Consider the following 22,292-nt stretch of genomic DNA (forward strand, 5'->3'; position numbering starts at 1 on the left):
CCGTCGACACCGCCGCGGTGATCCGTGCAGTGGGACAGCGGACCCGCCCGGCCACCCTGTCGCCGCGCCACACCAGGACCCGGCGCAGGGCCCCGCACGGCGACAGACGCTCCCTCACCCGGCAGACCACGGCGCCCCTGGGCGCCCGGAACGGAGAACGGTCAACCCATGACACACCCGGCAACGGCCGGTCCGGAAGAGCCGGCCACTGCGGAGCTGCTGCGTTCGGTGTTCCGACAGCACGCGGCCGGCGTCGCCGTGATCACGGCCTTCGGCGACAAGCCCGTGGGATTCACCGCCACCTCGCTCAACTCGGTCTCCCTGGACCCACCGCTGGTCTCGTTCGGCATCGGCACCTCGAACTCCTGCTGGCCGGTCATCGCACAGGCCGAGTACGTGGGAGTGCACCTTCTGGCCGCCGACCAGCGGGAGTTGGGGGCCACGTTCGCCCGCAGCGGAGCCGATCGCTTCGCCGCCTCCACCGCCTGGCAGCCCGGCCCCAACGGCGTGCCCCTGCTGGACGGGGTCCTCGGGCGGCTCGTGTGCCGGATCGTCGCCCGCATGCCCGCTGCGGGCCACCGCATCGTCGTCGCCGAGGCCCTCACCGGCCGCACCTCGGGACCGGGCAGGCCGCTGCTCTACCACGACGGCGGCTTCCACCACTTGGCGCCGCTGCTTCGGTGAACGCCATGTCGGCGATCAGTACCAGGGGCCGGGCCTGAGAACCGAGCCGATAAGGGGAACAGTGAGGGAGACTCGATTGGGCACCGATACGAGCCGGTGCGGGCGGGGCGGTGCCCTCGCCCGTCCGCCGCTGCTCCTGCGGCTGGTCGACGGATTCGACATCCTCCGGCAGCCCAACTACCGCCGGTTCCTGACCGGGCAGGTCTTCTCCCTGGTCGGCACGTGGATGCAGCGGATCGCACAGGATTGGCTCGTACTGGAACTGTCGGGCAAGGACCCGGTGGCGCTGGGGGTGGCGACGGGTCTGCAGTTCCTGCCGGTTCTCCTGCTGTCCCTGTGGGCAGGCGTACTCGCCGACCGCCTCGACGTACGCAGGGCCTTGATGGCGCTGCAGTCCCTGATGGGAATGTGCGCACTCGTCCTGGGGCTGCTGGAACTCACCGGTTCGGTACGGCTCTGGCACGTCTACCTGCTGTGTTTCGCCCTCGGCTGCCTTTCCGCGCTGGACGCTCCGATCTTCGAGTCGTTCGTGGTGGAGATGGTGGGCAAGGACGACGTGTCCAAGGCCGTCGCGCTGAACTCGACGACGTTCAACGTGTCCCGCGTCGTCGGTCCGGCCCTTGCGGGCTGGGCCATCGGCTGGTGGGGCACGGGGCCGGTCTTCCTGTGCAACACCGTGAGTTTCGCCGCGGTGGTGGCGGGGCTGATGGCGACCGACCCGAGCACCCTGCACCGCAGGCCCACCGCGCGGCGGGCTCGGGGACAGCTCGGCGAGGGCCTGCGCTACACCTGGAACGATCCGGATCTGATGCTCCTGATGGGCCTCACTTTGGTGGTCGGCACGCTCGCCAGTTTCAGCACCGCCGTGGCGACGGCCGCCGCGAAGGTCTTCGGCGCCGGCGCCGGCTCCTTCGGGCTGCTGTCGACGCTGCTGGCGCTGGGCATGCTGGCCGGCTCCGTGATCGCCTCGCTGCGCGGCAAGACCTCCCTGGAACGTCTGCGGATGCTGCTCGTACGGTCCGCCGCCCTACTGGGGGTACTGGACCTGGCCCTCGGACTCATGCCCGGCATCTGGCTCTTCGGCTTGCTGCTGGTCGGCACCGGCACCGCAGCGACGGTGTTCGTCATCGCGGCACACACCACCGTCCAGACGTCGGTGAGCGACGAGGTGCGCGGGCGCGTCACGGGCCTCTACATGCTCGTGCTGCTCGGCGGCACCCCCCTCGGCGGCCCGCTGACCGGCTGGCTGGCCGACGCACTCGGTGGCCGGGCGCCCTTCGTCCTCGGCGGCGCGGCCATCCTCCTGGCGGCCGGCGTCGTCGCAGCCGCGTTCCATCGCCGACATGGACGGCCGGCGGCCGACGCCCGCGCCGTCGGGCCGTCCACAACCTGACAACCTCCGCGAGCGGTGCTCTGCTCGCGCCGAAGAACGACCGGCAGCCCCTGACCGGGGCCCGCCCTTTGAGGAGACGACACGCCATGCCCGTGAGCTTCGTAGGCTCTGCCATGACCAACGACGGTTCGGAGACCCGCGCGCGTTCCGGCCCGGTGTTCGACAAGGAGTACACGCTGCGCCTCGCCCAGGCACACGAGCAGGCCGGCTGGGACCGCCTGCTGATCGCCTACCGTTCCAACTGGCCGGACCCCGCGCAGATCGCCGCATACCTCGCCGCGAACACCGACCACATCGAGTTCCTCGTGGCGCACCGGCCGAACGTGTCCTGTCCCACCTTCGCGGCCACCACGTTCGCCACCTTCGACCACGTCACGGACGGTCGGCTCACCCTGCACTTCATCAGCGGGGCCTTCGACGACGACCAGCAGCGCGAGGGCGACTTCCTGAAGAAGGACGAGCGGTACGCACGCACTCGCGAGTACATGCAGATCGTCAAGAAGGCGTGGACCTCGCACGAACCCTTCGACTACCAAGGCGAGCACTACCGCTTCCACGACTTCGTCAGCGACGTCTTCCCGGCGCAACAGCCCCGGCCCGCACTCTCGTTCGGCGGCTCGTCGCCAGCGGCGTACGCGGTTGGCGGCGCGGAGGCGGACATCTACGGCCTGTGGGCGGAGTCCCTGGCCGGCACCGCCGAGCAGATCAACTCCGTGTACACGGCGGCCCGAGCGGCCGGACGCACCGAGATGCCCCGTCTGCACTGCGCCTTCCGGCCGATCCTCGGCGCCACGGAGGAACAGGCTTGGGAGAAGGCGCACCGCGTCGTCGACCAGATCCACGCCCGCAAGCAGGGGCTCAGCAAGAGTGCGGACGTCGCCTCCCACCGTCTGCGCCAGCTTGCCGCGCGGGGCGAGCGCTTCGACCGCTGCCTGTGGACCGGGACGGTGGCCGCCACCGGCGGTGGCGGCCCCGTGGCGGCGCTGGTCGGCACGCCCGAGACGGTCGCGGCCGCGCTGCTCGACTACGTCGACCTCGGGGTGGAGATCATCGCGGCCCACGGCTACGACTACCTGGAGGACGCCGTCGAGTTCGGGCGCGAGGTCATCCCGATCGTGCGCGCGGAGGTCGCCAAGCGCGACACCCTGCGGCAGAAAGCGGCGGACGCCCCAGCCCCGACCGCCGACGTCGCCGCTCTGCGACCGGTCGGCGGCTGAGTTCGGTGCGCGAGCACCGCCGCAGCATCGACCTGGTCCGCTACCGGTACTACGGCGACGACTGCATCGGCCTGGAGACCGTCGCCTCCGTCACGGGGCTCGCGGGCACGGCCAAGCGGAGCGCTGGCGGAGCTGGCCGAGGCGCTCGACGAGGTGCTGCTCGGCGTCGGGGACGGTGTCACGCGGGTGCAGCGCAAGCCGTACGTGTCGCCTACCAGCGGCGGTTGCACATGATGCAACGACTGTTGCGCCGTGTGAAAATGCCCTTTAGATTCCCTGCGTGCGGCGTAACTTCCGTGCGCCGTAGGGATATTGATCGGGAGGACTCCGTGCACGGAAAGCTCGCGAGAACCACACTCGCCGTGGTCGCGGCGACCCTGCTGGCCGGGGTGGCGCTGGCCGCCCCGGCATCGGCCGCCACTGCCGGTCCAGGCCGGTCAGCGGCGACGGCGGACTCGGCCACCTACTACGTCTACGTCACCGGGGTCAGCAGCTCGCTGGACGGTGCCCGGTCGAACGCGGACAGCAAGCTCCCGCACGGCTGTTACTCCACGGTGGTGGCCAGCGGCACCACGCCCGACAACAACATTTGGGTGACCGTCCAAGGCACCTGCTCCGGGACACAGTGACCAAAGGCGGGACCTGCACAGCACCGACCCGGCACTCGCGCAACAGTGACCGAGGGGCGCCGACCCAACCGGCGCCCCTCGGGGCTTCAAGGGAGGGACCTTGGCGCCCCCCCCAGGCTGCCCGTCCGGCGTGGTGGCGCTTGCGGCATCCGTAGGCAGGCGCGGGTGACAGGCCGGGGCAGGCCGCCCTCGGTGAACGTTCCTCGTCAGAGCCGGGTGAGGAGTTGGGCGTCAGGGGCGGGTGTGAATGCCGATGCCGCCGGAGACGGTGAGGTTGTCGCCGGTGATGTAGCTGGCGGCGTCCGAAGCGAGGAAGGCCACGGCGTCGGCGATGTCGGCGGCAGCGCCGACGCGTCCGAGCGGGATGCCCTGGCCCCAGGAGCCGATCGTTTCCTGGGAGATGCCCATCCTGCCGTAGGCGGGGGTGTTGATCACTCCTGGGCTGATGGCGTTGACGCGGATGCGACGAGGGGCGAGTTCGAGCGCGAGGGACCGCACGAGAGGCAGCAGGGCGCCCTTGGCGGCTGTCATGGCGGCCCCCATCCCTTCGCCGGCGCCCACGGTGAACACGACGGAGGCGCCTTCGCTGAGGAGCGGGAGTGCCTTTTGCAGGGTGAAGAAGTTGCCCTTGACGTTGATGTCGAACAGGGCGTCGAAGGTGTCTTCGTCGGTTGCTTCGATCGGGCCGGGGCGGGAGATGCCCGCGTTGAGGAAGAGCAGGTCGAGGGAGCCGAATTGCCGGCGTGCCTGGTCCATTGCCTGGTCGATGTCCGGCAGGGACCGTGCGTCGGCCCGCACGACCGTGATGTCTTCGGGAAGCCCGGCGGCGAGAGTGTCGAGGCCGGTGACCATGACGCGGTAGCCGCGGGTGTGGAGCAGTTCAGCGGTCGCTTTGCCGATGCCGCTGGTTCCGCCGGTTATCAAAGCTGCAGGTGCGGACATGATGCGTTCCTTTGCGTGTTCCGGGGAGGTGGAGGGGGATCGCTGAGCGGTCCGGGCCGTGGGGCGGGGGAGTGCGCCGCAACGACCACTTGGATGTGAAGGAGATCTGCTCGCGTCGTTGAGCGCGGATCCGTTCCTCCACGTCGGCGGGCGTGCGGTGTGGAGTGGCTCGGGGCTGGCTCGTGCGGTCGCACAGGCCCGCATCGCCCTCGGCCGGCCGGTGCCGAACCCACGTGTGCGCCGTAGCCCGGGAGATGCCCGTCTCGTCAGCGACGTGGACGACGGGATGTCTGGCCCGGAGACGGTCGACCAGGAGTCGGCGGCCGTGAACGGTCGGCCGGGCGTGGGGATATGAGGCCAATACCCCTGCGGTCATTCGGTCGTGATGACGAGTTTGCCGCCCTTGGGCGTGCCGTCGCGTTCGAGCTCTGCGAGTGCCGCGATGGCTTCCGCGAGTGGCACCGTGCGGGCGATCGGCACCCGCAGTGTGCCGCGTCCAGCGGCGCGCGCGACCTCCCCGAGGTCCTCCGTGACGGGTCTGGTGATCAAGACGTTGTACGGGCCCGGCAGTGCGCTCCTTGCGATGTTCGCGGGGGTGGGGTGGATGCTGACGATGCGTCCGTCCGGCTTCAGCATCTTCTTCGCTGCGCCGGTCGGGAGCGTGCCGGCAGTGTCGACGACGAGGTCGAATCGGCCGCTGAGCGCCGTCGGGTCGAAGTCGAATTCGACGATCGGGTCGAGGCCGAGGTCGTGTGCGTCCTGCGTGGCGGTGGTGCGGCAGCTGCCTCCCACTGAGGCGCCGTGCGCCAGCGCGAGCTGGGCGCCGGCGCGGCCGACTCCACCGAGGCAGCCGTTGATGAAGACCGATTGCCCGGGCCGCAGCTTTCCCTTCCTGACCACGGCTTGGAGTGCGGTGAGGCCAACGGTCGGGATGGCGGCGGCCTCCTCGAAGGAGAGTTCCGCGGGCTTCTTCACGACCCCTCTCTCCGCGGCCAGGACCATCTCGGCGAAGGCTCCCGATGCCTTGATCGACGCCCCGCCGAGCACGTCGTCGCCGACGGCGAGCCGAGTGACGCCCTCGCCGACCGCCTCGACGACGCCCGCGAAGTCGTAGCCCAGTGCGCGCGGGAACTTCCGTCCGGTCACCATCTTCATGGCGCCGCTGCGGATACCCCAGTCCATCGGGTTGGCCGCGGCTGCCCGCACGCGGACCAGAACCTCCCCGGAACCAGGACGAGTCGGCTCGAAATCCTCCAGACGCATCACTTCGGGGCCGCCGTACTGGTGGTACTGGATGCGCTTCATCGGTGCCTCCACAAGTGACGTCATCGAATGACATCACTGTACCACTGCGATGTCATCAAGTGACATCACGGCGGGCGGAGCGCGGTGTCACGAGGTGCCATCACCTACACTCTCGGCATGGGACGGTGGAAGCCTGGGGCCGGTGACCGGCTGCGCGAGGCCGCGCTGTCGCTCTATCTGGAGCGCGGCTTCGAGCAGACGATGGTGGCGGACATAGCTGAGCGGGCGGGCGTCACCGCGCGCACGTTCTTCCGGTATTTCGCCGATAAACGCGAGGTCCTCTTCGACGATTCCTCCGCCCTGGAAGAGAAGTCACTGGCTGCTCTCGAGGGGTTGCCGACCACGACGTCGGCGCTGGATGCCGTCGCGGCCGTGCTCGAAACCGTGGCCCAGACAGTGGGTGTCGACCGTGAGCTCGCCCGGAAGCGGCAGGCCGTGATCATGGCCAACGCCGAGCTCCGCGAACGCGAGTTGATCAAGCTCACATCCCTGTCGACCGCCCTGGCCGACAGGTTGCGACAGCGAGGCATCGGCGACATCGAGGCCAGCCTGGCCGCGGAGACCAGCATCGTCGTGTTCCGCGTCGCCTTCTCACGATGGGTCACCGCCACCGACGATCAGGTCTTGCAAGACATCATGCGCGAGACGTTGGACCGACTGCGGGCCCTGGCCGCCAGCGGCTGAACCACCTTCCGGCCAGCCCGCGCCCGTCAACGTTGAACAGCCAGTCCTCGCCCGCTCGCCATCTGTCGACAACGCTCGTGGTCGATACGGCTGGCACACCGGCCGTGGACCCTGCTGAGATTCGGGGAAAGCCGGTCGGCTGGGAGTCGGGCTGGCTGCGGTCCGGCCGTGCCGGCGGAGCTTCTGACCGATGAACAGGCCGAGGCGCACGGGACGTTCACCGAGGTGCGGCGGTGGCCTCGGCGGTCGCGACGGTCGCGACTCTGGTCCCGGAGGACGACGGGTCGGCCGAGGCGACGATGCGTGAGAAGTCGGCCCTGCGCTACAACGCCGGGCGCCCGTGGACCGCTGCGAACGCGGACGAGGCCACCACTGCGACGAGACCCGCCGTCAGAAGACGGCCTCGTTCGCGCACCTCGATCACCCCCGCGCACGCCAGGCCCTCCAAGTCGTCCGCTGGCGACGGGACCTGGGCAAGGGGCAGCTGACCATCGAGCGGATAGCGGGGCAGATGCCCCTGGGCACTGGCCGCTTCCGTGGTCAGCGCGAGCGGCGCCGGCCCGTGAAGCGCACCCGCCCCGGCAGGATCAGCAGCAGAAGGCTGTAGTACTGCAGCACCGGTACGGCGAGGGCGAGGGCGAACGCGACGACCACGGCGATGACGTTGATGTAACTGTCGGTGTACAGGCGCGCGATCCTGAGGCGGGATTCTTCGCCATCGCTCTCGACCATCCCCGGGTTGCTCTTCAGGATCTTCAGCATGGCTACCCGGCACACCATGCCGACCAGGAGCACCGCGTAGTAGAACGCCGCCACGAACCGGTCGCGGCCGAAGGCGCCGATCATCTCCGTCGGGAGTGGGAGCACGACGACCGACAACAGCCACCCCATGTTCCACACCGTCAGGGAGCGGGTGGCCTTGACGACCGTCGAGAAGGTCCGGTGGTGCTCCTGCCAGATGTTCGCGATGACCGCGAAGCTGAGCAGGAAGCTCCAGACCTGGTCGAGGTGACCGGTGATCACCTCGCTGGCGCCCTCGTGGGCGGACGCGGCCTCGGGGACGAGGTCCACCAACGGCAGGATCAGCAGGGTGATGGAGATCGCGGTCACCGCGTCGGTGAACAACACCAGCCGCTCTCCCGAGAGACCCCCCTCGATCCTGTCCGGGGCGGGAACCGGGGGCTCTCCCGGGCCGCCCCGTCCCGTTCCGGTCTCGTCGATGACGCCACTGGCACCCATGTGTTTGCACCTCTCCCTTGTCATGCCCGCCGCCCCTGCCATCGCTACCGGACCCTGCTGGTCATGGACGTGCCAACCAACTGCGCCGACTCCACCCATGGAGTCAGTGAGAAGTTGACAGAGTCCGCAGCCGCTGCCCCTACGCACAGGGTCATCCTGTCGAGGCGCGGCCGACTGGGGCGTTCGGATTATCAATTGGTTGTTCAAGGTTAATCTTTGGTGAGTCCTTGAGGAATCTGGCTATCCAACTGCCGCCGCCTGCACCGACGTTACGAGCGCAAGCCCGAGCCCTTCCTCGCGTTCACCGCCATAGCCACCAGACGGATCGACTACCGCCGACTCACCAACGGCAACGACGTCTTGGCCGGGAACACGGGTGAACTCACCGCGCAGGTCGGCGATGAGGCCATGGCCGTCGAGTTGCGCGTGCTCCACCCCGGCCACTGACATGAGTTGGCCGCCCGCCATGCGGGACGCAGCTGCCCACTCGGCCCGCAACGTCCCGTCTTCGAGCACCGCTGTGTTCCAGTAATGCCGGGAGCCGGCGAAGCTGGCGAAGTGGTCGCGAGGGAAAGCAGCAGCGTCGGCCGCACAGCCACGGACTGTTCCCGGACCGATTCGGACGGTCGCGTCAGGGGCGAGCAGAGTCGGCAGTTCCTCGAGCGCCGAGTCGTCGTGCACCGCCCGGTCCGACAGGCCGATGTACCCGTCGATCGTGGTGTCCGTCACTTCGCGGCAGCTCCTTCGCTGGTGGCCGCCGCCTTTTCCAGGAGCCCTGGATCGAACAGCGTGCCGGGGTGACGCAGCATGTAGGAGACGTTGTTGAATGCCCGCGACACGTCCGCATCGACGAGAGCGGCGCCGGCGATCTGCTCCATGACCCGGCGCTGCTGCCGCACGTCCTCCGGCACCTCGGTGCCGTTCTCGGCGTCGATGCGGGCGGCGTCACCTCCCGCGGACACGGCCCAAGCCGCGTCGACGACCACCTGCTGCAGACGGAAGAACTCCGTGGCCGCTTGGTCGAGGTCGGTCCCGCCGTCGAGATAGGAGGCCAAGCAGGAGGCGTGCAGAGCGGCGGAACTCATGCCCTGGCCGTAGATCGGGTTGAAGGAGGCCACGGCGTCCCCCACGCTGACCAGGCGCGCCGGCAGGCGGTCTGCTTCGGCGAAATGACGGCGTCTGCTGTCCGCTTGACGGTACGTCACCACCTCGCGGGAGACGCCGCCACGGGTGATCTCGCTGAAGATCGCGGGCAGCGCGGCACAGTGCGCGCGAAAATCGTCGAGCGTCCTGCCTGGCCGGTTGTCGCCGTAGCCCATCAGCATGACGAGCCACTGCTGCTCTTCGATCGCGTTCGCCGCCGCGACGGACACTCCGCCCGACGGGTACTGCGGCGTGAACAGCTGCAGTACGGTCGCCACTTCCAGCTCCGGGAACTTCACCGGGCGCTCAAACAGCGCGGTCGCGTAGTTGACCGGGGATTCCAGCCGTTCGAGCCGGGGCTGGTCGTAACCGTCCTGCCTGAGCCAGTTCGACAGTCTGCTGGAGCGTCCCATCGCGTCCACGACGAAGTCCGCTGCGAGGTCCCCCTCCGCCCGCTCTCCGTTCCCAGGCCCGGCGAAGCGCACGCCGACGACGGCGCCGTCGCCGTATCGCAACCCGGTCGCCTGCGCCCGCAGGACCGAGACATTGGGCAGGGCGGTGACCCGGGCCCGGACGAGATTCTCCAGCAGAGGACGCCCGACCGCGAGGAACTGGTGGTCCAAGCCGTCCGGCGCCTGCCGGATGTCGTCGTGGCCGACGAACTGCTTGTCGGGTCCGACGAGCGACGCGCCCCGGTCCTGCGCCTCCTGCGACACACCGGGAAGCCACCGCTCGATCCACAGTCGACCGGCCGGCAGCAGCGTGTGCACCTGCTGGTCCTGGGGCACCCCGGAGCGCGACTCGGCCTCCGCCGATGTGTCGTCGGGCTCGACGATGACGACCTGGCGCGCGTGGTCGGAGAGCACCCGTGCCGCGAGGAGCCCCGCGATGCTCCCGCCCATCACGCACGCCGTGTCGAACAGAACGGGTACGTCGTGCGGCGGCTCAGCGCCCACCAGACTCTCGAAGAGAGTCACCACGGATTCGGGCACCGAATACTCCAGTTGGTGAGTGAGACAGACGTGGGCAGGCGGATCAGCGCCCAGGCGGTCGGAACCAGGGCCCCGGAGGTCCGGCGAAACCTGCTCGTCCCGGAGGAGAGAACCCGCTCGTGCCGGGGAGGCGAGGAGGCGCCCGATCATGATGACAAGCCCTGGACGCCTGCGACTTGTACCAGTCGGCCCCGTGCGTTGTACTTCCTTGCCACCCAGGGCCACACGGTGAGCCTGGCTGGGTGGCTGGGTGGCTGGGGCGGTGGCCAGGGGAGGAGTAGCTTGGTCCGGATGCGCACCGAAGTCAGCGGGTCTCCTTGGCGGATCGGGAACCCTTCCACACCCTTGGTCGACGTCACCGTGCCGTATGCGAACGAGAACCGGAACTCCGTGCTCCTCAAGGAGTGGCGGCGTCAGGCGGGCGAGTCGGTGCCGGCTCCGCCCATGCGGCTGCCGCGACACAGCGAAGGGACCTACCGCGCCCGCATCTGGAAGCAGAATCTGCTCGACCTCTTCCTGGAGGACCAGCACAGCGACGCGGTCGCGGGGGGCACCGGGGGGCCGGGTGGGCACCTTGAGGACCGGATCGTGACAAGCGTGACGCTCAGCGGTGAGTGGCGCTTCGCCACGAAGGGGCAGCGAGCCACGGCGGCGGCCGGAATGCTGTGCGCGCGAAGGAACGAGGATCTCTGGGACTTCGAGGTCGCCCGGGGCACCCGGGCGATCACCCTGGTCCTTCCCGCGAGCGAGATCCGCTTCCCGGCGAACACCCGGGCGGTCATCGCCGACCAGGGGTCACCCGCCGCGTCCCTTCTGCTCGCCCACCTCCGTCTCTGGGCGGAACTGGCGGACGGACTCGGTGCCGGCGCAGCCGGGGCCGCCCGCAACGCGACCCTGGAGCTGTTCAGAGGACTGATGAACGACCAGGTCATCGACGACACGGAGTTCGCACCCGCGCTCCTCAGGGCGGCGATGGACCACATAGAGGCCCGACTGCTCGCCGACCCCGACCTCGCCCCCAAGGGGATCGCGGCGGCCCTGAACGTGTCCGTCCGCACCCTCTACCGCGCGTTCGGCCAAGGGGGCACGCCATCGGTCATGGGATACGTGCGCGAACGCCGACTCGAACGCGCCAGAGCAGAGCTGCTCTCGACACGCCTCACCGTCTCCGAGATCGCCGCCCGCTGGCACTTCGCCGACAGCAGCCATTTCGTCAAGGCATACAAGAAGCGATTCGCCGAGACGCCCACCGCAGGCCGGTAGCCCGCAGAGGGTGTTTGATCCAGGTGGATTTCCCCATATTCCTAGGTCGTGTCCGCAAAGTCATGGCAGCCAAAGCCGTAGGCAGGCGAGGGTCGCTGACGCATCGCTCGACAGTGCTGCGGTGGCGGTGCCGTGATGTCGGATCGCTTGAGCTTGATACTCGCCATTCTGTAGGATTTCGACGGTCGCTGTGGAAAGGGTTGGATGGGGCTTCCAGGTCACGAAAACTCCTCCCGCCGCATCATCGCCACGGTCAACCTCAATTCCTGCTCCCACCTGCACCTTCATGGCCATCTGAAAAGTTACGACACCGGATAGCTCCAACTCTCGCTGTGCTTGTTCCGCCAGTTTCTCTCGCTCGACGATGATGTCGGCGGGCGCATTTTTAAAGTCATGCATTTTGCAAAACTCTTTCACGGTTTTAGTTGGATTCGTGAGAATTGGAGAGTGGTGAGCACTCCTCCATGCTTGCCGCTCCCGGCTTGGCGGGTCTTGCTCACTCTGCAGCCCGGGTGAATCTTGCAAGCGTCTCTTCGGATGTCGAATTCGTGAGACCGGCGGGCCGGCCGAACGGGGCCTTGCCGCCACCGTCGTCGGTGATCTCCTGGTGAACACCTCGATCATCCACGACGACGTCCTGGACCGGGACCCGGTGCGCCGCGGGAGGCCGGCCCTGTGGGCGGCCTACGGCGCCGAGTACGCCCTCATGGTGGGCGACGCCCTGCTGGGGCTGGCCTACTCCCTCTTGGGCGAGCAGAGCCACCCCCGCGCCCACCAGGCGTTGCGGATGATGAGCGACGGCTGGAGCCGCCTGTGCGCGGGTCAGGTGCGCGACACCGGCCAGGAGGGGCGGACCGGGACGTCCCTGGAGCAGGCCGTCGCGGTGAACGAGGCCAAGGCCGCGGACGGTCTGCGTGGCGTGTTCTGCCTGCCCGTCCTGTTCACCGACGCCACCAGCGAGCAGGTGGAGGCCGTTGGACGGTACGGCTTCCACTTCGGCATGGCCGCCCAGTACCACAACGACCTGACGGGCGTGTGGCCGACGCTCGACAGGGGCCGAGCCCCGGGCGGCGACATTCGCCGCCGCAAGATGACGCCCATGGTCACGGCCGCCCTCGCATCCGGGCACCGCGACAGCGAACTCCTCGCTGCCTACTACGGCGGCCACGGCGAGCCCAGGGAGGAGGAGGTCGCCGCCGTCGCCGTCCTGATCGACCGATGCGGCGGCCGGGCCTGGACCGTGGCTCAGAACCTCAAGCACATGCGCCTGGCCGCCGAACACCTCCGAAAGGCGGACCCGCCGGCCGCACTCTACGACGACCTCCTTGCCACCGGCGCCCGCTACCTGGCATGAGAGATCCGGGCGGTCGGGACAACAGGCTCCGGTATCCGGGCTCTTCGAAGCCGGAGAAGCCCAGCAGCGTGTGCGCGGGCACCATGTCCGCGGCTCCTCGGCCTGTCCTCTGTCTGCCGCGCGCTGAGCCTTCTTGGTCTTCGCGGTCGGCCCGTTCAGTACGGGCTCAGCACAGGGCAGCGGCCTCGTGCCGCGACCAGGGCCGGCGCTTGGGCCTGTCGCTCCCCTGAGGACGGTGAGGGCTCTCCATCTGTGCTGCGGCTCTGTCAGCCCGGCCGGGTCGATGGCGAACGGCTTCCCTACGCGGGTCACGGCGCCAGGCAGAGCTGCCGCCGTTTCGACGTACCGGCCGACCTCCGACTCGCGAGTGATCCGGCGCGGGCCGGGGCGAACTTCAGGTGCCAGAAGTACGGGACCGCAGCCTCCGCGTGGATCGGCGGCTTGAGCTTGTGGCTCATGGTCTTGTTGCCGGTCGAGACAAGCTCCGTTGACTCGCGCACGCATACGTCCGATACGGCTGTCCCTCACGCTACCCGGCTGACTGAGACAGCCTCTTGGTCGCGGCCGGCACAGATCGTGGGGCGGTCCGGGTTGACCCGGCAACATCAAGACATGGGTCGACGAGGTCGCTGAGATTGCCCAGGCTGCCTGTTCAGTCAGTTGCCGCCAGCCAAGGGTTGCAACGCAGCTGTGATCTCGCGTCGGGAAACGTGAGCGTACTCACGCCCGACATCGGCCGCAGGGGGCATGTGTCCTTGCACGTCCCGGTTGCTTGGCGTTCTCAGCAGGGCATGGGTATTGCCGCGGCGCGACAACACCCAAACCAAGCAACCAGTCCTGGACGTGCCGACGGCTATGGCAGCGGCCGTGCAAGTGGGCGACCGGCCGTCGGCCGACACCTGAACGTCCGTACGCCGGGCATCGGTCATAGTCGGCATCGAGGACGTGTATCCCAGCCGTGGGTGGTCCAGGCTCGGCGGATCAGGCTGCGGCCGGTGATGATCGCGTCGGCGAGGTCGAAGAAGGCTTCGATGACGGTGACCCGCCGTTCGAAGCAGCGTGCGAGCCGGTGGAAGGAGTTCTGCCGGGCGTGGGTGCGCTCTGGAATCCCCGTACATGTCAGAAGGACGGCCCGCACAGGGCCGCCCGGCACCATCCCGCAGGGCTGTTCCCCGGCGTGCTGGTGCCGCCCGTCGATGTCGTGCTCGTGCTCAGGTCGGCGCCGTCCCCGTGGCCGCGTCGAGGGCCACGACACGGCCGTTGACGGAGGCGTACACGAATCCGTAGGCGGCCGCCATGTCGCTGCCCAGCTTCTCCAGAATCCCGGTGGACCAGCGTTGGGAGCCGTCACCGGTGTCGACGGCGTAGACGGTACCGTCCTTGTCCTCGGTACTGGCGACGAAGAGCAGGTCACCCGCCAGTGCGAGCTGCGTGGGCGACAGCTGACTGGAGTTCACCTTGCGCCCCCACTTCCTCTTCCCCGTCGACGAGTCGAGCGCGTGGACTATTCCGTTTTCCCCAACGTCGCCGCCGGTGACGTAGAGCATGTCGCCCGCGGCGCGGAGGCCCTGCCCGTCGAACTTGAGCCACCACTTCCTGGTGCCCTCGGCGGGGTGGAGCGCGTGGAGGTTCGTGACGTTGTCGAGGACGTACACGAGTCCGCCGGAAACGACGGGTGGTTGGTTGATGCGTGATCCGTAGTCGAGAGGGAAGGCCCACTTCCTGGCGCCGCTGGCCGCGTCCAGCGCGTACAGGGCTTTGCTGCCGCTGACGTACACGGTGCCGTCGGCCACCGCCAGACCGCCGGAGTCCCTGTCCCCCAGCGGATGGCTCCACAGCTTCCGCCCGTTGTCCGCATGCACGGCGTACACATGGTCGTACGCCGTGATGTAGACGATTCCGTCGGTCACGACCGGTCTGTGGTCGGAGTCGGCGAAGGAGCAGAACCACTTCTTCCTGCCGTCCGCGTCCAGTGCGCACAGGCCATACGTGGTGCCGATCTGGCCGGACGCGTACACCGCCCCGTCGGCGGCCACGAGGGGGTTCCTGTACCTGTACTCCCGGGAGAAGTCGGAGGGGCCTTTCCAGCGCTTGCGTCCGGTGCGCGCGTCCAGGGCGACGATGGTCTCCTCGGTGGAGACGTACAGGGCGCCGTCGGCCACGGCGAACGGAGGCGGATTGCCGTCATGGCGCGGGCCCTCGTCGGTGTAATCCCACGGCTTCACCTTGGGCTTCGGTGGGGTGTGGTCGCCGGTCTTCAGGGCGAGCCCGATGCCGCCGGCCAGCACAGCGGCCCCGCCCAGGCCGAGCCACAGGACGCTGCGCCGCCCGAGAGTCCTGGGCGCCCCGGATGCCGGGGTCCCGCCGGACCCCGGGGAGACGGGCGGTGCGAACGGGGTGCCCGTCTGGGTTGGCAGCTGGTGTGCCGCGTGCGGCCCCGGCGACGGCACGGAATCGACCTGAGTGGGAATCGGAACGGGAACGGCCGCTCCTGTCCGTTCCACCTGCTCCAGCGCGGCCTGCGCTTGCGCGGCCGTGGCACGTTGCGCCGGATCCTTCGTCAGCAGGGCCGCAAGAACCGGCCACAGGCCCCCTGCACGCAGGGCAGGGCGCGGGTCCTCGGTGATCACGGCGAGTACCAGTGCGGTGAAGGTCTCGGCACTGAAGGGGGGTTGACCCTCGACGGCGCTGTAGAGCGTGGCGCCCAACGCCCACAGGTCGGTGGCGGCTGAGGGAGTCTTGCCCGCCAACTGCTCGGGCGACATGTAGGCCGGTGTGCCGATGATCGTGCCTGTGTGGGTGAGCGCCGTGGTCGAGTCCGCCATGTGCGCGATGCCGAAATCGGTGATGATGACCCGGTCGTCCATCAGCAGGACGTTGTCCGGTTTGAGGTCGCGATGGACGATGCCGGATGCGTGGGCGCGGTTCAATGCCTGCAGCATCTTCGTGCCGATCTCGGCGACTGTGCGGACCGGCAGCCCTCCGCTCTGCGCGATCGACGAGGCCAGGGAGATGCCGGTCACGTATTCCATGACGATCACGGGCGCGCCCTGGTGTTCGACCACGTCGTGCACCGTGATGATCCCGGGATGGTTGAGCCGTGCTGCGGCGCGCGCCTCCCGTGTCACACGCTGGAGGAGGACGTCTCGCTGCTCGGCGGTGATGCCCTGCGGGAATATCACTTCCTTGATGGCGACGTCCCGCCCGAGCGTCTCGTCCCGACCCCGCCAGACGCGGCCCATGCCGCCCTGACCTATCAGCTCGATCCGTCGGTACCGGCCGCCGATCAATTCCCCGTTCGCTTCTGTCACGTCGAACACCTTAGTGCTGCACCGGTAGTTGCAAGGCAGGGCTTGCAGACCAGGGCGCCTGCTGCGGGACCGTGTCCGTTGCTCCTCATATCGGCGGCGATTCCGGACAGCAAGGCGATGTTCCCGTTCTTCCGTCCGATCCGCAGCACTGTCCTGTTCTAGAGGTCACGACTGAGATATCCGGCGCCTTCCGGTCGGATGGCCGAGGTCTCAGACCAGGGGTGGTAACGGGCGGCGGTCCGCAGCCCTGATGGCTCCGCGCTCATCGGGGAGAGCGGCCCGGGCCTGCCGTCTCGTAGACGTGCGACGGTCTTTGCCACGAGTCAAGGCGGTGACGGCAACCTCCAAGGCGGCAGCACCCGGTTGACGACCCGACCCCGGCCATGCCCGGCGCGCCGGACGCCATCGGACGGCCACCGCCGTGCGATCGAGGCGCACCGGCAGGCTGTCCGGCCGCCCCTGGCGGACCTGGGCACCGCGAAGGCGGTGGAGCGGCAGACCGCCGCGATGCGGGAGCTGACCCGCCGGGCCTGCCCTGAGCTCGACGTCGTCGCGGACGACGCGCTGGCCCCGATCGAGCAGGCGCGCCCCCAGTGCCGCCGCCACCGAGGCCCCGACCCTATGGGAATGGGAAACGGTTCGCTGGGGGAGTCCCTCTTCACGACGTGACGAAGCCGTCGCCTGCGCTGACGCCTCCGGCCCGGGTGTCCACGGCTGACGACGGACGCCGCGCTGCTCACGGACGTGGGCACGTTCAGGTGCCTCTTCCGGCCCGGGAGCTGCGGATGCCCGGCTTACGAGCGGTGTGGGGGATCCAGAGCCGGCCGGATGCGCGGGCACCCTCTGCCATCGCCTCCGCCACGGCACCCCTCACCCGGTACGGCTACGACACCGCCAGCCGCGCCCTCGCCGACCTCGGTGAACTCCCGCCCAGTCAGCCCACCACGCCGCTTGACCTCACCCCCAACCTGCTGTGCCGCCGGCCCTCGCCAACGTTCGGCGAGGGGAGCGCCGCATTTGGCTGATTGATGATCTCCGCTCCACACCCCACTGCTTTCAGTGACGGAATAATTACGCAGAGGTATGTGTGTTGAAGTCGCTCGTGGTGGGACGCAGGGAGAGGGAGACGCATGGCGCTGGAGGTGGCGCGGCTCCGCGCCCGATTGGAGCGCGCTGGTGAGACGGGCGAGCTGGCTCTCGCCTGGTCGGAAATGGGCTTTTGGTCCGGCGCGTCGGGAGCCAGATGTCCTTCCGGGGCGTTGACCCTGCGGCAGGTTGGCGGGGTGGCTCCCGGGCGGCTCGGAGCTGGTGGGATGACTGACTTCGCAGGGCTGGGCGAGCAGCGTCCGGTCTGCGTGGACTTCACCGAGCGGGACGGTCTGGTGGCCTCGATGGCCTTGGTCCTGGGCGACCGCGCTGCGCCTCTGCCGGCTGAGTGGGCGGCGGGGCTGGCGGGCATGAAATGTGCGCCACTGCCAGGAGCGGCCGCTGTCAACACCGTGCGTGTCCACGCGGACGGCGGGCGGCTGTTTTTGGACGGATCCGGTCCAGATGCCCAGCTGGCAGCCGTGTGCACCAATGAGGCAGCTGTGTGTGGTGTGGTGTTCCGTGACGGAGACGGGCCCGACTGCCACGTTCTGGTCTCCCGCACCGATCTGGAGGGGCACCAACTCGTCGGCATCCGTCGGGCAGCCGGACCGCTGTCGAACCTCCCGCAACGTCTCCCCGCTGGCACGTGGTTGGTGTGGCCGGGCGGGGCGCTCGTCCCCGTGCGCGACGGCTCTTCGCCCGCTGTGCAGGGCTCCGGTCGCCGGGACGGGTTGGGCCGTGCACTGCCGCACAAGCCGGCCAGCCCGCGGCCCCTGCCCGTCCGGCGGCGTACGGCGGTGGCCGTGGCCGGGGCAAAAGGGTTCACGATGGTTGCGCCTGTATCCGAGGGACGGCGTACGCGGGGGTGGGGCGTGGGGGTGCCGGATGGCGGTGAAGGGGTCACGGTCTCCTACCGGGCGTCGCCGCTGTCGGTGACCGGGACGTTCACGCAGCAGCCGGCGTCGCCTCCGTACCGCAGTGTGCTGGGGGGTGTGCTCCTGGTGGACACCGGCACGATCACCGGTAGTGCGGTGGGCGCGTATGTCGTGCCGGGGGAGGCCGGGACGCAGCCGTCGGTGTTCGCGTTCGGTGCGCTGGGGTCGGACAAGGGGATCGGGCCGCCGCCCTTCCAGGTGCGGGGTGTCGCTTTGGGGCTGGGCTGGAACAGCAGGTTGAGGCTGCCCGAGGACGTGGAGGCGGTGGCCGACTTCCCCTTCCTTGTCGCGTTGGACGATCCGGGGGCGATCGGCGGGGCCGGCGGTGACCCGGTGGAGGTCTTGCGCACACTCACTGCGGGTGAAGACCCGTGGGTGCGGCCGGCGCAGGATGAGGCATGGGTGGCCGCAGGTCTTGCGTTCAGCTGCTTCGACACCGTTTTCGGCCGGGCGCTGGCGGCGGTGCAGACCGGTCCGGACCTGGCCATCGCCCTGCTGGGCATCGGCAGTGCGGAGCTTCCCCGAGGGGCCTCGAAGAAGTTCGCCAAGGCCGAGATCGCCATCGAGGCCGTGCTGAAGCCGAAGGCGGGGGAGATGCGGCTGTCGGCCGCGTTGACGCCGGCCTCTTTCGTGATCGATCCCAACTGCCGTCTGCGTGGCGGCGCGACCCTGAGCATCTGGTACGGGCCGAGCGAACAGGCCGGGGACTTCGTGCTCAGCCTCGGTGGCTACCACCCCAACTACAAGGTCCCGGCGCACTATCCGGTGCCCACCCGCCTCGGATTCGACTGGGACCTGGCCGGCAACGTCACCGTCTCCGGCAACGCGTACTTCGCCGTCACGCCGTCCGCCGTGATGCTCGGCGGTGGCCTGGACGTGCAGTTCCATTCGGGAATGCTGCGGGCATGGCTCACAGCGGGTGTGGATGCGCTGATCCAGTGGAAGCCGTTCGCGTTCGATGTGGGCATCAGGGTCCGGGTCGGGGTCCAGGCCCGCGTGAAGATCCTCTTCGTCACCTTGTCGATCACCATCGAGGTCGGGGTCAGTCTGCGGGTGTTCGGCCCGCCGACCGGTGGCGAGGCGACGGTCCACCTGTGGTTCATCGAGTTCACCATCCGGTTCGGTGCCCGCCGCGACAGCGCGGACGACCGACTGGACTGGGAAGGCTTCAAGGAGATGCTCCCGCCGCCGGACAACCTCGTGCGCATCCACCCCGGCCCCGGGCTCATCAGCGACGGCGCGGTGGGCGACGGCAGCGACGAGGCGTGGCTGGTGACCTCCGCCGGCTTCACCTTCACCGTCGACTCCGCGGTGCCGATCACCGAGTTGTACCTCGACAGCGCGAACGCGCCGACGGAGCGGGGTGACCGGTTCGGGGTGCGGCCGATGCGCGAGACCGGGCGCACCAGCACGCAGCGGGTGACGCTGGCTCTTGAGGGCGCGCCGGTCCTGCTGTCCGCGTGGGACGCGGAATACCAGCGCACGGCGGTTCCGCAGTCGCTGTGGGGCACCGGCTCACCCGGCCAGCTCCCCTCACCTGGTGGGCAGTTGGTCCACGAGCAGCTCACCGGAGTCCGCCTGGTCTCCCCGGCCGCGGAGAACGGCGCGAGCACCGGATACATCTCCGCCGAGCATCTTGCCTTCGACCCGATGGAGCCGGGAACGGTCCCGCTGGACGCGGACGCCGAGCCCACCGGCCCGATCCCGCGCCGGCTACCCGGAGGAGAGGCCATCGGGCGCATCGCCGACACCGTCGACGCCCCCTCCCAGCGAGCGGCCCGCAGCGCGCTGGCCGACGCCCTGACCACTGCCGGCGTCGACCTCGGCACCCTCGACGAGGCCCTGCCCGGTTACGTCCGCGCCTCGCAGATCTCCTTCACCGCGGCGCCCCTGCTCGTCCCGGCCGGCTGAAAGGCCCCACCTCATGACCCGTATCCACAGCGTCGAGCACCGCATGCGGCTGTTCGACCACCGCATCCCGTCCGTCTATGCGGGCAAGCACCGCATCGCCGTCGAGCAGACCCTGGACGCCACCGGCGCCAGCCTGCCCACCCACCAACAGCGCTTCGACGTACGCGAGTTGCGGTTCACCATCGTCGACACCGACGTGCACGCCTGCTACCCCCTGCCGGGAGCCAGCGGCACGTACAGCCAGATCCTTCCCCACATCACCTTGGACACCGCAGCCCTGCCCTGGCTGCGCCGCCTGCCGGGCCTGGACAAGAGCGTCCCGTGGATGGCCCTGCTGGTCTTCCGCGAAGGCGAACTGCCGGACGATCCGCAGGCGCTGGGCACCGTGGACGTCCACACCGTCCGCCACCTCCTGGACCGGGCGCTGCCCGGCCAACCACCACACATCGCGCCGGAGTTCATCTTCGACGACGAGTGGGAGAGCGCCTGCACCACCATCCGGGTCCCCGGGCCGTTGTTCACCGCCCTGGCCCCGGAGTCTGCGGAGATGGCGGCCCTCGCCCACGTCCGTGAAGGTGGCCCGCCGGACGCCACCCACACGCGTGGCGAGGAGGAGCCCGAGCCGCACCCGGACGACCTCAACGCGGTGGTCGTCGCGAACCGGTTCCCCGCCGTGGACGGCGGCATGCACGTCGTCCACTTGGTGGCCCTCGACGGCTTCGAGCGCTATCTCGACGGCGCCACCGCCCCGCCCGCCGAGGGACTGCGCATGGTGTCGCTGTGGTCGTGGACGTTCGAGTCCGTCTACGACACCGGTATCGGCTTCGGGGACCTGGCCCACAACCTCGCCACCGGCCCGGACTCCCGCCCCGACCTGCTCCTGCGCCGCCGCGTCACGCCCCCCGGGCAGCCGGATGCGGCACAGCGCGAGATGCTGGCCCGGCTCAACGCGGGCGCTGCGGCCGTGCCGCACCTCCTCGACTCGGGCGAACGGTCCTTCGGCTTCTACCGCGGCCCGCTCACCGCCGAACGGGCCCAACAACTGCCCGCCCCGGCCGACGGGCGCAGCCGCCTGGAATCGGCGGGCGAGGGCCTGATCTACCTGGAGCAGCACGGCGTGTTCGACGCCGGCTACGCCGCAGCGTTCAGCCTGGGACGCCAACTCTGCCTGGCGGATGCCGAGTTCCGCACCTCATTGCTGGAATTCCGCAAGGCCGCCCGATCCGCGGCCCGGCGCCTCGCCACGTACACCTCCGTGACAGGCCGGGCCGCAACACCGCAGGACCTGCGAGGGCGCCAGGCGCGCGACGGTTTCGACCGGCTGCTCACCGATGCAGGCGGCAGCCGGTTCCGCGCCACGCTCCAGGCCACAGGTGTCGAGAGGACACGGCGCGGCCCAAGGGCCCGCGCCCAAGTAGCGCCGACGGTGAGTGCTACTGCGCTGCGCGCGACTCTGCACGACGCCGGAACCTTGGCCGTCCTGAGCGATGCGGTCGGCGACGAGTTGGAGCCGATCGCCGCGTGGTTGGCACGTCTGCCTCTCCTGGAGATGATCCCTTTCACCCACCTCGTGCCGGACCCCGCGATGCTGCCGGCCGAGTCGTTGCGCTTCGCCTACACCGACCCGGCCTGGGTGCGAGCCGCGGTGGACGGCGCGCTGAGCGTCGGAGTCGGCCACGCGCTCGACGCGGATCTCAACGCACTGGCCGCCGACGTCGCCGCGCCGCCGCCGTGCGCGCTGCTGCTTCGCTCGGACCTGGTCCCGCACTGGCCCAGGACCATCATGACCGCGTTCTCCGGCGAGCAGATCATCGAGCCGGTCCGCCGCACGGTCTACGGGCACGACGTGCTGCTGCTTCTCTACCCCGAGGTGATCGACACCTTCACCCTGGCCGAACCGCCCCAGGGCCTGCACTTCGGATTCAGCGACATCGGCACCGTCGAACTACGGCAGATCTCCGGGCCGGAAGTGGGAGCACCACTGGGCGAGTTCCCCGAGGAACCGACCGACGACCGGTTCGCGCGCTTCCTGCGCCCGGGTGGGCACGACGTGCTGAACGTGACAGGGCCGGGGGACGCGCTGCTGACCGCCTTGGGAGGGGCCCACGGTGACGTGGAGCTGAGTTCGGCGCAGTTCGCCCTGCAGATGATCAAGGCCCCCCAGTTCCAGGAGTTCACGCGCCCGTGACGACCGCAGAGCA

The 22,292-nt window shown here is 69.4% G+C and carries 17 protein-coding genes and 4 pseudogenes; 12 read left to right on the forward strand and 9 right to left on the reverse strand.

The window, feature by feature from the left end:
- Nucleotides 1–168: 168 nt before the first annotated feature.
- The 5 genes and pseudogenes from ACJ6WD_RS17660 (at nucleotide 169) to ACJ6WD_RS17680 (ending at nucleotide 3,923) form a co-directional block, all read left to right on the forward strand.
- Nucleotides 169–684, forward strand: a complete 516-nt coding sequence (locus ACJ6WD_RS17660) for a flavin reductase family protein (RefSeq protein ID WP_233660068.1) — start codon at nucleotides 169–171, stop codon at nucleotides 682–684.
- 76 nt (nucleotides 685–760) lie between these two features.
- Nucleotides 761–2,077 carry an MFS transporter gene (locus tag ACJ6WD_RS17665; RefSeq protein ID WP_407616132.1) on the forward strand — a complete coding sequence of 439 codons (1,317 nt, stop codon included), beginning with the start codon at nucleotides 761–763 and terminating at the stop codon, nucleotides 2,075–2,077.
- An 86-nt stretch (nucleotides 2,078–2,163) separates the two neighbouring features.
- Entirely contained in the window at nucleotides 2,164–3,294 is a 1,131-nt protein-coding gene (locus tag ACJ6WD_RS17670; RefSeq protein ID WP_407616133.1) for an LLM class flavin-dependent oxidoreductase, read from the forward strand.
- A 2-nt stretch (nucleotides 3,295–3,296) separates the two neighbouring features.
- A pseudogene (locus ACJ6WD_RS17675) lies at nucleotides 3,297–3,498 on the forward strand (transporter); the annotation flags it as partial.
- Between the two features lie 125 nt (nucleotides 3,499–3,623).
- Nucleotides 3,624–3,923 (forward strand): hypothetical protein, encoded by a 300-nt coding sequence (locus ACJ6WD_RS17680; RefSeq protein ID WP_376439474.1) that lies wholly within the window; start codon nucleotides 3,624–3,626, stop codon nucleotides 3,921–3,923.
- A 231-nt stretch (nucleotides 3,924–4,154) separates the two neighbouring features.
- On the opposite strand, the gene ACJ6WD_RS17685 is transcribed toward ACJ6WD_RS17680, so the two are convergent.
- The 3 genes and pseudogenes from ACJ6WD_RS17685 to ACJ6WD_RS17695 form a co-directional block, all read right to left on the reverse strand.
- On the reverse strand, nucleotides 4,155–4,865 hold the full coding sequence (locus ACJ6WD_RS17685; RefSeq protein WP_407616134.1) for an SDR family NAD(P)-dependent oxidoreductase: 711 nt from the start codon (nucleotides 4,863–4,865) through the stop codon (nucleotides 4,155–4,157).
- 106 nt (nucleotides 4,866–4,971) lie between these two features.
- Nucleotides 4,972–5,241: pseudogene (locus ACJ6WD_RS17690) on the reverse strand (leucine zipper domain-containing protein); the annotation flags it as partial.
- Nucleotides 5,238–6,170 (reverse strand): NADP-dependent oxidoreductase, encoded by a 933-nt coding sequence (locus tag ACJ6WD_RS17695; protein WP_376439468.1) that lies wholly within the window; start codon nucleotides 6,168–6,170, stop codon nucleotides 5,238–5,240. The pseudogene ACJ6WD_RS17690 and the gene ACJ6WD_RS17695, both read right to left, overlap by 4 nt.
- Before the next feature lie 117 nt (nucleotides 6,171–6,287).
- On the opposite strand from ACJ6WD_RS17695, the gene ACJ6WD_RS17700 reads away from it, so the two are divergent.
- Complete coding sequence (locus ACJ6WD_RS17700) at nucleotides 6,288–6,854, forward strand: TetR family transcriptional regulator (RefSeq protein ID WP_233660074.1); 567 nt, start codon at nucleotides 6,288–6,290, stop codon at nucleotides 6,852–6,854.
- A gap of 540 nt (nucleotides 6,855–7,394) precedes the next feature.
- Here ACJ6WD_RS17700 and ACJ6WD_RS17705 read toward each other — a convergent pair.
- Nucleotides 7,395–8,093, reverse strand: a complete 699-nt coding sequence (locus tag ACJ6WD_RS17705) for a TMEM175 family protein (RefSeq protein ID WP_233660076.1) — start codon at nucleotides 8,091–8,093, stop codon at nucleotides 7,395–7,397.
- Nucleotides 8,094–8,330: 237 nt separating this feature from the next.
- Between ACJ6WD_RS17705 and ACJ6WD_RS17710 the strand changes: the two are divergent.
- Nucleotides 8,331–8,441, forward strand: a pseudogene (locus tag ACJ6WD_RS17710) (IS5/IS1182 family transposase); the annotation flags it as partial.
- 377 nt (nucleotides 8,442–8,818) lie between these two features.
- On the opposite strand, the gene ACJ6WD_RS17715 reads toward ACJ6WD_RS17710, so the two are convergent.
- Nucleotides 8,819–10,228, reverse strand: a complete 1,410-nt coding sequence (locus tag ACJ6WD_RS17715; protein WP_376552992.1) for an FAD-dependent oxidoreductase — start codon at nucleotides 10,226–10,228, stop codon at nucleotides 8,819–8,821.
- 291 nt (nucleotides 10,229–10,519) lie between these two features.
- On the opposite strand from ACJ6WD_RS17715, the gene ACJ6WD_RS17720 reads away from it, so the two are divergent.
- Nucleotides 10,520–11,491 (forward strand): helix-turn-helix domain-containing protein, encoded by a 972-nt coding sequence (locus ACJ6WD_RS17720; RefSeq protein WP_407616135.1) that lies wholly within the window; start codon nucleotides 10,520–10,522, stop codon nucleotides 11,489–11,491.
- Between the two features lie 60 nt (nucleotides 11,492–11,551).
- Here ACJ6WD_RS17720 and ACJ6WD_RS17725 read toward each other — a convergent pair whose 3' ends face one another.
- Nucleotides 11,552–11,908, reverse strand: a complete 357-nt coding sequence (locus tag ACJ6WD_RS17725; RefSeq protein WP_407616136.1) for a hypothetical protein — start codon at nucleotides 11,906–11,908, stop codon at nucleotides 11,552–11,554.
- A gap of 127 nt (nucleotides 11,909–12,035) precedes the next feature.
- Here ACJ6WD_RS17725 and ACJ6WD_RS17730 point away from each other — a divergent pair, with 127 nt between their 5' ends.
- Entirely contained in the window at nucleotides 12,036–12,845 is an 810-nt protein-coding gene (locus ACJ6WD_RS17730) for a polyprenyl synthetase family protein (RefSeq protein ID WP_407616160.1), read from the forward strand.
- 308 nt (nucleotides 12,846–13,153) lie between these two features.
- Here the strand turns inward: ACJ6WD_RS17730 and ACJ6WD_RS17735 are convergent, their stop codons facing one another.
- From ACJ6WD_RS17735 to ACJ6WD_RS17745, 3 genes and pseudogenes are all read right to left on the reverse strand, one after another.
- Nucleotides 13,154–13,345, reverse strand: a complete 192-nt coding sequence (locus tag ACJ6WD_RS17735; protein ID WP_407616137.1) for a hypothetical protein — start codon at nucleotides 13,343–13,345, stop codon at nucleotides 13,154–13,156.
- 425 nt (nucleotides 13,346–13,770) lie between these two features.
- Nucleotides 13,771–14,052: pseudogene (locus tag ACJ6WD_RS17740) on the reverse strand (hypothetical protein); the annotation flags it as partial.
- A 4-nt stretch (nucleotides 14,053–14,056) separates the two neighbouring features.
- Complete coding sequence (locus tag ACJ6WD_RS17745) at nucleotides 14,057–16,156, reverse strand: protein kinase domain-containing protein (RefSeq protein ID WP_407616138.1); 2,100 nt, start codon at nucleotides 16,154–16,156, stop codon at nucleotides 14,057–14,059.
- Between the two features lie 363 nt (nucleotides 16,157–16,519).
- Here ACJ6WD_RS17745 and ACJ6WD_RS17750 point away from each other — a divergent pair, with 363 nt between their 5' ends.
- The 3 genes from ACJ6WD_RS17750 (at nucleotide 16,520) to ACJ6WD_RS17760 (ending at nucleotide 22,279) form a co-directional block, all read left to right on the forward strand.
- Nucleotides 16,520–16,825 carry a hypothetical protein gene (locus ACJ6WD_RS17750; protein WP_407616139.1) on the forward strand — a complete coding sequence of 102 codons (306 nt, stop codon included), beginning with the start codon at nucleotides 16,520–16,522 and terminating at the stop codon, nucleotides 16,823–16,825.
- A gap of 1,292 nt (nucleotides 16,826–18,117) precedes the next feature.
- Complete coding sequence (locus ACJ6WD_RS17755) at nucleotides 18,118–20,091, forward strand: DUF6603 domain-containing protein (protein ID WP_407616140.1); 1,974 nt, start codon at nucleotides 18,118–18,120, stop codon at nucleotides 20,089–20,091.
- Nucleotides 20,092–20,104: 13 nt separating this feature from the next.
- Complete coding sequence (locus tag ACJ6WD_RS17760; RefSeq protein ID WP_233660085.1) at nucleotides 20,105–22,279, forward strand: hypothetical protein; 2,175 nt, start codon at nucleotides 20,105–20,107, stop codon at nucleotides 22,277–22,279.
- Nucleotides 22,280–22,292: the final 13 nt, after the last annotated feature.

The organism is Streptomyces sp. VTCC 41912 (genome assembly GCF_045799175.1).
GTDB classification, from domain to species: domain Bacteria; phylum Actinomycetota; class Actinomycetes; order Streptomycetales; family Streptomycetaceae; genus Streptomyces; species Streptomyces albulus_C.